General features: G+C 50.7%; 13 protein-coding genes, 1 tRNA gene and 1 pseudogene. 6 read left to right on the forward strand and 9 right to left on the reverse strand.

The genetic code is table 11. The features are described 5' to 3' along the window. A complete protein-coding gene (gene trmB, locus MLD66_RS00490; RefSeq protein ID WP_247214999.1) occupies nt 1-627 on the reverse strand; it encodes a tRNA (guanosine(46)-N7)-methyltransferase TrmB in 627 nt (208 codons plus the stop codon). Nucleotides 628-676: 49 nt separating this feature from the next. On the opposite strand from trmB, the gene MLD66_RS00495 reads away from it, so the two are divergent. The 4 genes from MLD66_RS00495 (at nt 677) to rfbD (ending at nt 3,641) form a co-directional block, all read left to right on the forward strand. After that, nucleotides 677-750 (forward strand) — tRNA-Val (locus tag MLD66_RS00495). A 620-nt stretch (nt 751-1,370) separates the two neighbouring features. Then, nucleotides 1,371-2,249, forward strand: coding sequence for a glucose-1-phosphate thymidylyltransferase RfbA (gene rfbA / locus MLD66_RS00500; protein ID WP_247215000.1), 879 nt, complete (start codon nt 1,371-1,373; stop codon nt 2,247-2,249). Further along, nucleotides 2,230-2,775: a dTDP-4-dehydrorhamnose 3,5-epimerase gene (gene rfbC / locus MLD66_RS00505; protein WP_247215001.1), complete on the forward strand. Its 546-nt coding sequence runs from the start codon at nt 2,230-2,232 to the stop codon at nt 2,773-2,775. The genes rfbA and rfbC overlap by 20 nt, the downstream gene beginning before the upstream one ends. Next, the gene (gene rfbD, locus MLD66_RS00510) at nt 2,772-3,641 is read left to right on the forward strand and encodes a dTDP-4-dehydrorhamnose reductase (RefSeq protein WP_247215002.1); all 870 of its coding nucleotides are present in this window, start codon (nt 2,772-2,774) and stop codon (nt 3,639-3,641) included. The genes rfbC and rfbD overlap by 4 nt, the downstream gene beginning before the upstream one ends. A gap of 535 nt (nt 3,642-4,176) precedes the next feature. On the opposite strand, the gene MLD66_RS00515 is transcribed toward rfbD, so the two are convergent. The 8 genes and pseudogenes from MLD66_RS00515 to nfi form a co-directional block, all read right to left on the reverse strand. Beyond that, nucleotides 4,177-5,070, reverse strand: a complete 894-nt coding sequence (locus tag MLD66_RS00515) for a TIGR01777 family oxidoreductase (RefSeq protein WP_247215003.1) — start codon at nt 5,068-5,070, stop codon at nt 4,177-4,179. Beyond that, a complete protein-coding gene (locus MLD66_RS00520) occupies nt 5,071-5,628 on the reverse strand; it encodes an alpha/beta hydrolase (RefSeq protein WP_247215004.1) in 558 nt (185 codons plus the stop codon). 160 nt (nt 5,629-5,788) lie between these two features. After that, nucleotides 5,789-6,058: pseudogene (locus tag MLD66_RS00525) on the reverse strand (penicillin-binding transpeptidase domain-containing protein); the annotation flags it as partial. Nucleotides 6,059-6,073: 15 nt separating this feature from the next. Beyond that, a complete protein-coding gene (locus tag MLD66_RS00530) occupies nt 6,074-7,291 on the reverse strand; it encodes a transposase (protein WP_281438392.1) in 1,218 nt (405 codons plus the stop codon). Between the two features lie 566 nt (nt 7,292-7,857). Continuing rightward, on the reverse strand, nt 7,858-8,211 hold the full coding sequence (locus MLD66_RS00535; RefSeq protein WP_247215006.1) for a DUF1257 domain-containing protein: 354 nt from the start codon (nt 8,209-8,211) through the stop codon (nt 7,858-7,860). A gap of 85 nt (nt 8,212-8,296) precedes the next feature. Continuing rightward, nucleotides 8,297-9,811: an AAA family ATPase gene (locus tag MLD66_RS00540; RefSeq protein WP_247215007.1), complete on the reverse strand. Its 1,515-nt coding sequence runs from the start codon at nt 9,809-9,811 to the stop codon at nt 8,297-8,299. Between the two features lie 24 nt (nt 9,812-9,835). Next, the gene (locus MLD66_RS00545; RefSeq protein WP_247215008.1) at nt 9,836-10,144 is read right to left on the reverse strand and encodes a hypothetical protein; all 309 of its coding nucleotides are present in this window, start codon (nt 10,142-10,144) and stop codon (nt 9,836-9,838) included. A 94-nt stretch (nt 10,145-10,238) separates the two neighbouring features. Then, nucleotides 10,239-10,922, reverse strand: coding sequence for a deoxyribonuclease V (gene nfi / locus MLD66_RS00550; RefSeq protein WP_247215009.1), 684 nt, complete (start codon nt 10,920-10,922; stop codon nt 10,239-10,241). Nucleotides 10,923-10,986: 64 nt separating this feature from the next. Here nfi and MLD66_RS00555 point away from each other — a divergent pair, with 64 nt between their 5' ends. Together MLD66_RS00555 and pilM are read left to right on the forward strand one after the other, a co-directional pair. Further along, complete coding sequence (locus tag MLD66_RS00555; RefSeq protein WP_247215010.1) at nt 10,987-11,535, forward strand: TVP38/TMEM64 family protein; 549 nt, start codon at nt 10,987-10,989, stop codon at nt 11,533-11,535. 205 nt (nt 11,536-11,740) lie between these two features. Then, entirely contained in the window at nt 11,741-12,820 is a 1,080-nt protein-coding gene (gene pilM, locus MLD66_RS00560; RefSeq protein ID WP_247215011.1) for a type IV pilus assembly protein PilM, read from the forward strand. Nucleotide 12,821: the final 1 nt, after the last annotated feature.

Raw genomic sequence — 12,821 nt, forward strand, 5'->3', positions numbered from 1 at the left:
TCAATCTGCCCGTCGCCGCAGGAAAAAACGATAGACTGGCAAGCCCCGTCGGAGCACAGACTGTTCACGCTCGGTGGGAATGCCCAAGGGATTTTCTGCTAAAAATTCACCTTGCGTTTGAAACTGAGGATGACGTTGAAAATGGTGATACATATCGAGGGCAACATCCAAAACATCAGATTGTAAAAACACGTCTCCTCCTGGTTGCAAATAATCTGCAATCACTGCTACTAAATCCGGTTTTACTACTCGTCGTTTCTGCTGTTTTCGTTTGAACCAGGGGTCAGGAAATTGGATTGTGACCCGTTGTAAGACTTGAATAGGAAAACTAGCAAGAATTCCAGCGAGGTGTACATTCGCCTGTGCCAGGAGAAAGTAAAGATTGCTCAAATTATGATTGATTCTCAATGCGTTGGCTTGATGGACAAGTGGCTCTCGAATTTCTAACCCCAAAAAGTTCCAATTGGGTAACTGCTCAGCCATTCTCAATAAAAACTGTCCCCTAGCAGAACCAATATCTAAATGTAAAGGCTGTTGTACCTGCCCATAAATTAACTGCCAATCCGGGAGTTGCAAGGGTTGGGCAAACTGGTGACTGAGGGGATTAACGTGTTGTCGCACCCGCATTGGTAACCTGTTCAATCGGAGACGCTAATGCTAATATAAAAGACTACCGGGACGCATAGCTCAGTTGGTTAGAGCACCACGTTGACATCGTGGGGGTCACTGGTTCGAGTCCAGTTGTGTCCATGCCGATTACAAGCCCCTTTCCCCCGCTACATCACGCATTCCACCGTTTCCCCCATTAGTACACATCGTCTAAGTTAGTATCAGTTTGGGTGGTGTTAGGGTATCTTGGAAGTGTAAAAACTGGCTAAAAACTGGATCAGGGAAATGGAGTTAGTACAGGCGGGCGGCAAGGGTAAGGTGGCGATATATAGCAATCCTACTTGATTTATAAACAAAAAGTTTCCAGAACCAAGTACGGGGGCGGTGCCCCTGCGACCTATTTTTAGAAGTGCCCTTAAGACATTTCCTTCACCCCTTAATCCTATCCCGGAGGGTTAAGACAACCCCAAAAGTGTCTCCTTTTTTTCTCTGAAATGACTACAATAGATATAATATACTTATAAATTAAGGGATGCAAAAAGCCTTGATTATTCTAAAAGCTCAACTTGATGAGCCTACGGCAAGTGGAATTCTAACTGTTTCCTATAATAACACAAAAGACTGTAACTGCTATGGTAGAAATTAGGGCTTGACAATGGTTGGAAAAAAGCAATATTCTAGTTAGCTAATCTACCCTAAAAAACTAATGCAATTCTCAACGTTATGAAGGGTTGGGTAACGAAAAATTACGGAGATAGGGTGTGAAAGGCGTAATTTTGTCCGGGGGGCTAGGCACAAGACTCTACCCGGTGACTATTCCCGTGAATAAGCAACTGCTTCCAATTTATGATAAGCCTATGGTTTATTATCCACTTTCCGTATTAATGTTAGGTGGAATTGTAGAGATATTGTTAATTTCGTCGGCAGAATACCTGCCCCTATATCAAAAAGTTTTGCAAGACGGTCAGCAATGGGGCATCCGGATCGAGTATGCTGTGCAATCAGAGCCGAAAGGTATTGCCCAGGCATTAACTATAGCCGAAAATTTTATTGCCGGTGATGCAGTTTGCTTGATCTTAGGGGATAATTTCTTTTATGGTCACGGTTTGGTTGATATTTTAACTGAATGTACGAAGTTACAACAGGGGGCTAAAATTTTTGCTTATAGGGTAGCGGAGCCTCAGCACTATGGTGTTGTAGAGTTTGATGGGAATCAGCGGGTAATTTCTATAGAAGAAAAGCCAAGACATCCCAAGTCAAACTATGCTATTCCCGGTATTTATTTTTTTGATAATTGTGCGGTAGAAATTGCGAAAAAAATTGCCCCCTCTAACCGGGGTGAACTGGAAATCACAGATGTACTCAAATACTACTTACTCCATCAAAATTTATCCGTAGAGGTTTTAGGAAGAGGTTTTGCGTGGTTAGATACAGGCACCCATGATACCCTATTGCAGGCCGCTAACTTTGTCCAAGCGATGGAGGTAAGACAGGGGTTAAAAATTGCTTGCATCGAAGAAATTGCCTACAGGAATGGCTATATTAATGCGGAACAATTAAAGAATCTAGCCCAAAGGTTAGGCAAAAGTAACTACGGCAAATACCTTGAGGATATTCTCCATGAAAGTCATCCCTACTAAAATTCCTGATGTATGGGTAATTGAGCCAACGGTCTATTCTGACCATCGGGGGTGGTTTTATGAAAGTTTTAATCATCAGAAATTTTCTGAATTGCTTAGCCTTGATGTTCTATTTGTGCAGGATAACCATTCCCTATCGCACAGAAATACGCTGAGAGGGCTACATTATCAGTTAATCCGTCCCCAAGGAAAATTAGTTAGAGTTTTGGCAGGGGAAATACTTGATGTAGCTGTTGATATTCGCAGAAGTTCATCTTACTTTGGACAATATGTGGCATATAAACTCAGTGCAGAAAATAAACATCAATTATGGATTCCAGTTGGATTCGCCCACGGGTTCTTGACACTAACTGAAACCGCCGAAGTGATGTATAAAACTACGGATTATTACTATCCCCAAGGAGATAGAACCATTTTATGGTGTGATCAAGACTTAGCTATTGATTGGCAACTTGATTCAGAGCCAATTTTGTCTGAGAAGGACAGATTTGCTAAACCTCTGAAGGATGCGGAGTTATTTGCATGACCAAAATTCTTTTACTGGGGGCAAACGGACAGGTTGGGTGGGAGTTACACCGGTGTTTGATGACGATAGGGGAGGTGATTCCTACAACTCGTAAGGAAATTGATTTAGCTAATGACCAAAACATCGTTGATGCGATTTCAGCCATCCGTCCAGACCTGCTGATCAATGCCGCCGCCTATACGGCTGTGGAAAAAGCAGAAGATGAACCAGAACTGGCTAATCAAGTCAATGGCTACGCTTTGGAAGCGATTAGTCAATGTGCTAAGAAGTATCATTTCCCCCTGATTCACTACTCTACGGATTATGTATTTGATGGTACAAAAGGGGAGCCTTACACCGAAAAAGATACACCAAATCCGATTAACGCCTACGGGCGGAGTAAACTATTGGGTGAACAAATTCTCCAAGTTAGTGGTGTGCCCTATCTCATTTTTCGGACAAGTTGGATTTATGGCATGAGGGGTAAAAATTTTCTGCTCACGATGTTAAAATTAGCACAAGAATGCACGGAAATTAAAGTAGTAAATGATCAGTATGGCATACCAACATGGAGTAGGTTTGTGGCACAGGTTACGGCTGATGTATTAGTGAGAGGGATTGACGACTTAAACAATTATTTTGAGTCCCATGCCGGGGTGTACCACCTCACGCCATCTGGAGCCACGACTTGGTATGAATTCGCAAAGGCGATCTTTGCTGTTGCTCGTCATAATTTAATTCAGGTATTGCCAATATCCTCAGATGAATATCCTACCAAAGCAAAGCGACCGAAATTTTCCGTGCTAAAACCTAATTTTCAGAAGCTATATTCAGGTGGAGATTGTCTTGACTGGTTAGCAGTTGTTAAGCTGGTTATAGAAGCTTAGTGATCTGTTTTTCTCATTACAGGATATAAGTATTCCAGAGGCAGTAGAGAGGGATATGCCAACTCATTCGTGGGCACCTCTATCAATTCAAAGTTAGCGGTCGCAGGGGGGTATCTGGGTAATAGGGGCATTCCCACGATGGGATTGATGATTGGTTCAAAAGTTGCATTCTCTAATTAGAAAAAATTATCACTCTAAATCTAGGAGAGCCATTGAGTTTATAAAAGTATAGCTAAACATACAAAGGTTGACATGATATGGGTCGCTGGGCGTAGCCCCACATTGGTTTCCCATAGCTTGCGTGGCGTAGCCATGAATCTTAAGGCGACAACCTTAACCTACCTAGCTATAGGAGAGCCATTGAGTTTATAAGTTTATAAAAGTAGTCGCAGGGCACCGCCCCGTCCTTGGTTCTTAGTTCACATAAATAGATGATTTGAAATTACTACCTACATGATGCCAAACCCATTCAACTTTATCTATTTGTTCTCTAATTTTTTTCTACTTTTATTGTTGGTTATTGTGGTGATAAACCCTAGTTAGCGTTGAGAATATTCCTCAAAGCTGGTGCCAAAGTGGGGTATTGGTACGAAAAACCCATCGCCTCCACCCGTCGGGGCAACACCTGCTGACCCGTGAGAATTACCTGCGCCGCATCCCCCAAAAGCAGTTCCAACACCATCCCCGGCACCGGCAACCAGGACGGTCGGTCAAGTACCTGCCCCAGGGTGCTACACAGTTCCGCCATCCGCACTGGCTGGGGCGCCGTAGCATTGTACACCCCAACCCAAGCGGGATCGGTCAAAGCCGTAAGAATCAGATGAACCATATCCTCCTGGTGAATCCAGGCAAACCACTGGCGACCGGAACCAATTGGTCCACCGAGAAACACCCGAAACGGGGGCAAAATCCGCTCCAGTGCGCCCCCCCGACCCAACACAATCCCAATCCGAAAAATCACCAGGCGTACCCCCAAGTCCTGCACCGGTTGCGCCGCCTGCTCCCAATCCCGACACACCTGAGCGAGGAAATCCGTTCCCGGTGGACTCTCTTCCGTAAACACCGCCGTTTCACTCGCCCCGTAATACCCAATCGCCGAAGCATTCACCAGCACCTGGGGACGCACCTGCGCCTGGGCAATCGCTTGCACCAACCGTTCCGTTCCCCCCGCCCGGCTGGCTTGAATCATCTGCTTGCGCTGGGCAGTCCACCGCCCAATAATCGGCTCCCCCGCCAGATTCACCACCCCGGTACAGCCTTCAACCGCCTCCGCCAGAGCCACCACCGGGAAAACCTGCGCCTGGGGAAACCTTTGCCTTGCCCGTTGGGGGTTACGGGTCACAATCCGCACCCGCTCCCCCCGCTCCTGCAAGCCAGCCACCAGTCGGGAGCCAATAAATCCCGTCGCCCCCGTGACCAATACCTCCATCTAGCGACCCAGACCGCCCCCGAGGATTTTTTGGATGTCAAAGCCCTGTTGTCCCAACCGCAACATCGCCGGTACATCCATATTCATCTCCGCCGCTGGGTAGGCTTCCAGGATATTCACCAACCCAAACCCATCCTTGTCCCGAAAGCCCCCTTTGTCCCGGGGAATGGAGGCGAGAATTACCGCCCCTTTCATCCCTGGCAGTACCGAAGGCGCTTGGTTCGGCAAAAATAAGGGGGGAATCTGTCCCAACGCCGCTTCCACCGCCGGGGAATCCACCAACCGCACCACTCGGCGGGTATCCAAAGGCAGTTTGAACCGTAAAACCTGCTCAAACCCCTGCCGGTCTTTTTCCGGTAAAAGGCGCAGGGTTCTTTGTAAACGGGGTGAAACCTCATTTTTATCCACAAACCGCCGCAAATCCGGCACGGAAATGTTCACCACTTCCAGGATATTGAACCAAAAATTGACCGAACGTGCCGCCTGGGCTGGTTGTGCCATGCCTAAGCTCAACGCCAGGAACCCCCATCCCCACACCCATGATTTGCTCCGCATCATTTACCTCACTCCACTGAAATTAACTGGATAGTTACCCATACCTCACACCGTAGGTAAATTCATCATACCCTACAATTATCCTACCCGCTGGGGAAATTAATGCTTAACGCAAGTAAAAAGGTGGGCACACCCCGGCGATGGCTCATTGTTACATGAATTTCTAGCCGGTGTTGGGCGGCAAGGCATTAATTGACCGAAGAATTGCTCGTGCAATTGCCTCTCTTTTGTGAAGGTCCGCCATTCTTTTGGGTGTATCAATATTCAATGCAAAAAAAACTGGACCTGTCGGCTACTCAACCCAGCCGACCCACCAGCCAATGCGACCTTCCCATCCGGTTTTGGCACGCAATATCCAGTCACGCCCAGCTTCAACAATCATTAGGTCTTTAACCAAACGCTGGTGTTCTACATGAAATGGGAGTTCATTTCGTTGACACTCCCCGACCTAAAGGTGCGGGGATTCTTGGTTCAACGAGATGACTTGCTTCAAGCAATTCTCATTGCTCAAAGTAGCGGTCAAGCTCTCCCCAAGCGTTAAGTTTCCCACTGCCCGTGGGTACTTTTCAGAGGCTAATTTCAATCCCTTTTGCAAGATTACTCGGGCGGCATTAACATCGCGACATTCAGAATAGCCGCATTTAGGACAAGTATGAGTACGGGTGCTTAAAGTCTTTGGAACTCGATACCCGCAGTTTGCACAGTCTTGGCTAGTATATTGCGGTGGTACAGGCACAACGATTTTGCCAGATACCTGCCCAAAATATTTCAGCCACTCTACAAACACACTCCAACTTGCATCAGAAATTGATTTAGCTAATGAATGATTCTTAACCATGTTCCGCACTTGCAAATCTTCATAGGCAATCAGGTCGTGAGACAAGATTAGCGTTCTTGCAGTTTTTACTGCAAAATCTTTCCGCCGCCTACTTACTTGCAAGTGCTTTTTCGCTAGTCGCTTCCTAGCTTTGATGCGGTTCTTTGACCCTTTTTGCTTGCGGGATACTCGCCGCTGTAAACGTTTGATTGCTTGCTCAGACTTCTGCAAACATCGAGGATTTTCGACCGTTTGCCCATCCGAACTAGCCAGAAAGTATTTTAATCCCAAGTCTATTCCTATGGCTTTGCCTGTTGGCTCAGTGACAATATTACGCTCAACAGCAATGCAAAATTGGCAGTAGTAGCCATCTGCCCGTTTCACAATCCGCACCCGCTTAATTTGATTGGGCGAATAGAAGTTAAGGTCACGACTGCCAATGAGCTTAAAACTGCCTATCCCAAAACCATCGGTAAAGGTAATTACCTTACGGTCTGGAGAGAGTTTCCATCCAGAGGTTTTATACTCTACGGAACGATTATCTTTTTGAAACTTGGGGTATCCTTTTTTGCCAGAAATAGCCTTTTTGCAATTTTCAAAGAACTTAGCAATTGCTGTCCATGCCCTTTCTGCCGCCGCTTGCCTTGCTTGAGAATTGAGCTTTTTCGCCCACTCAAACTCTTTGGCTAAGACTGCACAGTACTTGTTCAAGTCGTATTGCGATTTGCCCTGCCCGTCCGCCCAAAACCGCAAGGCTTTATTCCGCACAAACTGAACGGTACGGATGGCTTCATCCACCAACCGAAATTGTTCGTCTTTCCCTTTTAGTTTGGCTGATACAATTAGCATACTCTTATGTTATAGCTAGGTAGGTTAAGGTTGTCGCCTTAAGATTCATGGCTACGCCACGCAAGCTATGGGGAACCAATGTGGGGCTACGCCCAGCGACCCATATCATGTCAACCTTTGTATGCTTAGCTATAGCAGTCCTACTTAATTAGTGAGCAGAAATTCCCCAGAACCAAATACGGGGGCGGTGCCCCTGCGACCCCTATTCTATTCTCATTTAGTGTTGCTGTATAGCAATACTACTTGATTAACCAACACAAATTCTCCAGAACCAAATACGGGGGCGGTGCCCCTGTGACCCCTATTCTATTCTTACTTAGTGTTGGAATATAATTCACAATAATTGAGAACATCCCCCGGATGACTGACAATTGATAGGCAAATAAATGGGGCTTTTAGATGCTCCGTGTAAGTGCAAAAATTCATAAAATGAACGGTTCTAAATTCAGTGGGAATTGCCCTATTTGCCCCCTTAACTAAGGTGCCATAATCTGCTCATCAAGCGCATAAAAACGGGCTGGTTCAGGGGAACCAACCCGCAACACCATTGGGAACGCAAAAGGTGTTTACTTTTGCACCACCAGTTTCACATTGGCGTTTTGCAGACCAGGCCGCTTCACTTCCGCCAGGGTTTTGTTGATGGCGTACTTCTGGTTGATGGAATTGATCAACTCAGTTTGGTTGTACTTTTTGGCCACCCCCCACAGGTCAGCGATCAGGTCGAAGCTCCCGTCGGCGTTGCGAGACCAGCCCAGGTCGTATTCACCTTCCAGAACGGCCACGATGTCAGCCCGCACGCGTTGCCCGTTGTAGCCACGCACATCGGCGTTGGTCTTGACTTGCAAGCCCAGGTCGCGCAGGGAGTTTTTCAGAACTTCGGCTTCGGTAACCTTGGTCCGCAGGGTGCTGAAGTGAGACATGAGATTATCCTCCTGAGAGTGTCTTGGTTTGAGATGAACTGCTCGTTAGAAACGAGCCTTCTGACCCGGTGAGGTCAAAAGCCTGTTAAAACTCCAGCCGCTGATATTCAGCCACTGAAGCCGCCGCCGGCCGCGCCCGCTGTTTCGCCCAATCCCGCAGAGCCGTCACCTGCTCCGTCATCGTCCGGGACAAGGGTAGGGTCGCCTTCACCGCCGCAATAATGTCCAACTGGGTAAATTCCCGGTCTTGGGCAAAGGCATCGTACATCGCCGCAATCACCGCCTGCTCAATCTCCGCCCCGGAAAACCCATCGGAAACCTTCGCCAATTGCTCCAAATCAAACCGGTCAATGTCAGGACGACGGCGGGTCAAATGGATGCGGAAAATTTCCCGCCGTTCCTCTAGGTTGGGCAAATCCACAAAGAAAATTTCATCAAACCGACCTTTCCGCAGAAATTCCCCCGGCAATTTGTCCACCCGGTTCGCCGTCGCCATCACAAACACCGGCGAGGTTTTATCCTGCATCCAGGTCAAGAAACTGCCAAAAATCCGGGAAGACGTACCCCCATCACTATCCGCCGACCCCGCCGACCCGGCAAACGCCTTGTCCAATTCATCAATAAATAAAATCACCGGGGCAATGGACTCCGCCGTCTTCAGGGCACTGCGTAAATTCGCCTCCGACCGCCCCACCGTCGAACCGTCATAAATCCGCCCCATATCCAACCGCAACAGGGGCAACTCCCACAACCGGGACGTGGTTTTGGCAATCAGGGATTTCCCACACCCCGGCACCCCCAGGATCAACATCCCCTTCGGCTGGGGCAATCCGTACTGCCGCGCCCGCTCCGTAAACGCCTGGGAACGTTGCCGCAACCAGCGTTTCAACTCCTCCAACCCCCCCACCTGCTCCAGGGTGGCTTCCTCCTCGATGTACTCCAAAATGCCATTGCGCCGGATGAGTTGCTTTTTCTCCGCAGTCACCACCGCCACTTCCGCCTCCGTCAACCGCCCGGAGAGCACCTGCGCCTTGCGAAAGACCTTTTCCGCCTCATCCTGAGTTAACCCTTGGGCGGCGGCAATCAATTTTTCCCGCACACTGCGCTCCAAGCGGGTCTGCTTCACCTGCGCCAACTGCTGATTCAAAACTTCCCCCAGCTGTGCCGCCGAAGGTAGGGCAAAATCCAACACCACCACCTCTTTTTCCAACTCCACCGGCACCTGCAACACCGGCGAGAGCAAAATAATCGTCTTGCGGGTGCCCCGGAAACTCGCCACCGCATCCCGCAACCAACGATTCACCGCCGGGGAGTCCGTAAACGGGTGCAAGTCCTTGAAAATAAAGACCCCAGGCTCCTTGTGCCGAATCACCCAGTCCAACGCCGTCTCCGGGGAAACCGTGTTGTGGTGCTGGCTGTGGTTGCGGGGATGCCCGTACTCCAACAGTCCGTGGGTCACCGTCCAGGTAAAGACTCGGGGCGCCACCCGGGATTCCTGAGCGGATTGCACAATCCATTGCTCCGCCCGCTCCTCCTCCGGGGTGACCACGTAGATCAACGGGTACTGCGCCTTAATTAATGTGACCAACTCATCGGACATGACACCAGCCTCGCACGAGCGAACTTAACAGGGAATCAACACTTCACGGGGGGCAAAATTCGGCACCGGGTCGGGTAAAACCGCCTCCGTAGCATCCCGCAAAGAGACTAACTGCCCTTCACGCAACACCACCGCTGTTTCACACTCGGGACAGTGATGCACCACATGGGTGTGACCACATTGCCCTGCCACCACCTGGGGATGGGAGAGATAAAACGCCACCGCTTGCTCCACCATCGCCGACATGGGTTCCGACTCCACCGCCGACCGAATCTTTAATTGGCGGTGCAACTCTGGAGATAGATAAATCGTAACCTTGTGTTTGTCTGACATAGGGAACTCATACCCGGGTGACCCTACTGTAATCAACCGTTCCCCCCACCGTCAAGCTGGTATGCTGGTTTGACGCTATTTTTGTTACAAAACTTTATTTTCTGGCGGAGTGGGGGCGTTGGGAGGCGAGTTTATGGGCCCAGCGGGTGGTTTCCGGCAGGCGGTAACGGCGGGTGCAATTCAAAACATAGGCGAGGCTCGTTTCTAAGCTGACCCGGTGACCGGGGGAAATGTAGAGTAGGTTGGTGCCGGGACGGGTACGCAGGGCGGCGCCGATAGTTTCGTTTTTATCCCGCAAGGGTTGCCAGTCGCCCCGGTTTTCTCCTACAGGGGCATGGTGGCCGACCAGACGGGATTTGGCGACCCCAATGGTGGGAATGCCGGTTAATAATCCCAAATGGCAGGCAATGCCACAGCGGCGGGGATGCGCCAGTCCCTGCCCGTCACACAGGAGCAAATCTGGCAGGTGGTGTAGTTGGTTGAGGGCGTGCAGGAGCACGGGGATTTCCCGAAAGGAGAGCAAACCGGGGACATAGGGAAAGGTGACGGGCAGGTAGGCAACGCTTTGGTCGTGCAGGCGCAACTCCGGGTAACTCAGAACCGCAATCGCCGCCCGAGCCACCCGATTGCCCTCAATCAAGCCCACATCCACCCCAGCGACATAGTGAATGGGGGGCAGGTCGTCAATGGTTTGCACCTGGGTTGCTAACTGGGCTTGCAGGGCTTGGGCGGCGGGGATGGTGGTTGGCCAGTCCGCTGGTAGGGAAAACGAGGGCATGGTTTCTCTACAATCAAATCCAACGGCAACAGAATGACACAATTATTTTTATTTTCAAGATGAAATGGTCGGGAATCTAACCGAGCATCTGACCCACTGGGTTGAGCAAACGGGAACCTGGGGGGCGGGGCTGTATATCCTCGTGTACCTGGTCACGACCTTAGCCCTGTTGCCGACCACACCCTTGAATCTGACCGCTGGGTTGCTGTTTGGGCCGGGCTGGGGATTGCTCTGGAGCGTGGTGGGGGCTATGTTGGCGGCGGTGGTGGGGTTTGCCCTGGCACGGGGGGTGGGGCAGGGTTGGGTAAAACGGCGGTTGGGACGGCACTGGGGTCGTTTACAAAAGCATTTGCACCGGCGGGGGGGGTGGGTGCTCTTTTGGGTACGCCTCCTGCCGATTTTCCCCTACGGCTTGGTGAACTACGGGGCGGGGCTGGTGGGCATCTCCTGGCGGGATTATCTTTTAACTTTGGTGCCGGGAACGGTGGTGGGGGTGGCACCGGTGGTGTGGCTGGGGAGTGGCCTCCAAACCGGGGGCAGTGGGTGGCTGGGGCTGGGTTTGGCCTTGGCAGGACTGCTCTGGTGGGGGGGGCGGGCATGGTCACGCCGTTAAATCCCGGGCGGGGGGCTTTACAGCATCCGCACGTTTGGTGTAATAATAAAGCTAATTTCAGTCGTTCCTAAAATTTAGACCATTACCTATTGCCTGTACGCTATCCGGTGGGCAGTGCAAATGTGGGCGGTAGCACAATGCCCTAGGTTCCTAACCTCACACAGCGTGGATGTTAAATTATTAACGATACCTAAGGCTGAGGCTTATGACAGGGTTTTTTCAAGGGGGTGCCCAGGGGGTGGGGATAGAATTGACCCCCATGCGGTTGCAGGTTGCCCAGATTCAAAAAAAGAAGCAGAATCTTAGATTGGTCGCCCTGGCCTCGGCGGAGATGCCAGAGGGTTTGGTGGAGGATGGTCAAATCCTTGACCGGGATGGGGTCGCAGAGCTGATCAAAAATTTAATGCAGGAGCATAAAATCAAGGCCAAGCGGGCGGCGTTGGCGATTCCTTCCCATCGGGCGGTGACCCGGTTGGTGAAGCTCCCGGCGGAGTTGGATGATGCGGAATTGCGGGAGAACGTGGAAAATGAGCAGGCGGCCTTGTTCCTGCCCTACCCCCGGGAGGAGGCGGATTTAGATTTTCAAAAATTGGGGCTGTCCCGGGGTGACGACGACCAGGAGCAGATTGAGGTGCTGTTGGCCGCCACCCGTAAGGAGACTACGGACAGTTACATTGAAATGGCCCAAAAGGCGGGTTTAACCCCTCGCAGTGTGGAAATTAGCAGTTTTGCCCTTCTGCGTACCCTGCGGGAGCAACTGCGCCAGACCTTTACGGACAGGGAAGCGGCGGCGGTGGTGGATATTGGCTATGACAACACGGAGATCAGCATTGTGGTGGATGGGATTCCCCACTTTACCCGGGATGTGCCCATCGGGGTGCTGGAGATGCAAAATGCGGTGAGTCGGGCGGCGAGTATGCCCGTGAGTCGCAATCCCAATTGGGCGCAAACCATGACGGTGCCGGAGGAGGGGGATGCCACTGCGCCCACCAACCGTCCGGGGGTGGCTCTGATCCGGGTACTGCAGGAATTGGGGGATGAACTGCGCCGCTCGATTGATTTCTATCGGGATCAGCCGGATTCGGTGGAGGTGGTGCAGATTTTGTTGGCCGGGCCGGGGGCAGGCATGGGCGGACTGGACGAATACATGAGCAATCGGCTGGGGATTGCCGCCAGTTGTGTTGACCCGGTACGGAGCCTCAACCTGGAACTCTCCCAGGATATTCCCCAGGAACAGCGCTCCGGTTTGGGGGTGGTACTTGGACTGGCATTACGGGAGGCCTAAC

The sequence above is a fragment of the Synechococcus sp. C9 genome, from assembly GCF_022984075.1.
Classification (GTDB): domain Bacteria; phylum Cyanobacteriota; class Cyanobacteriia; order Gloeomargaritales; family Gloeomargaritaceae; genus Gloeomargarita.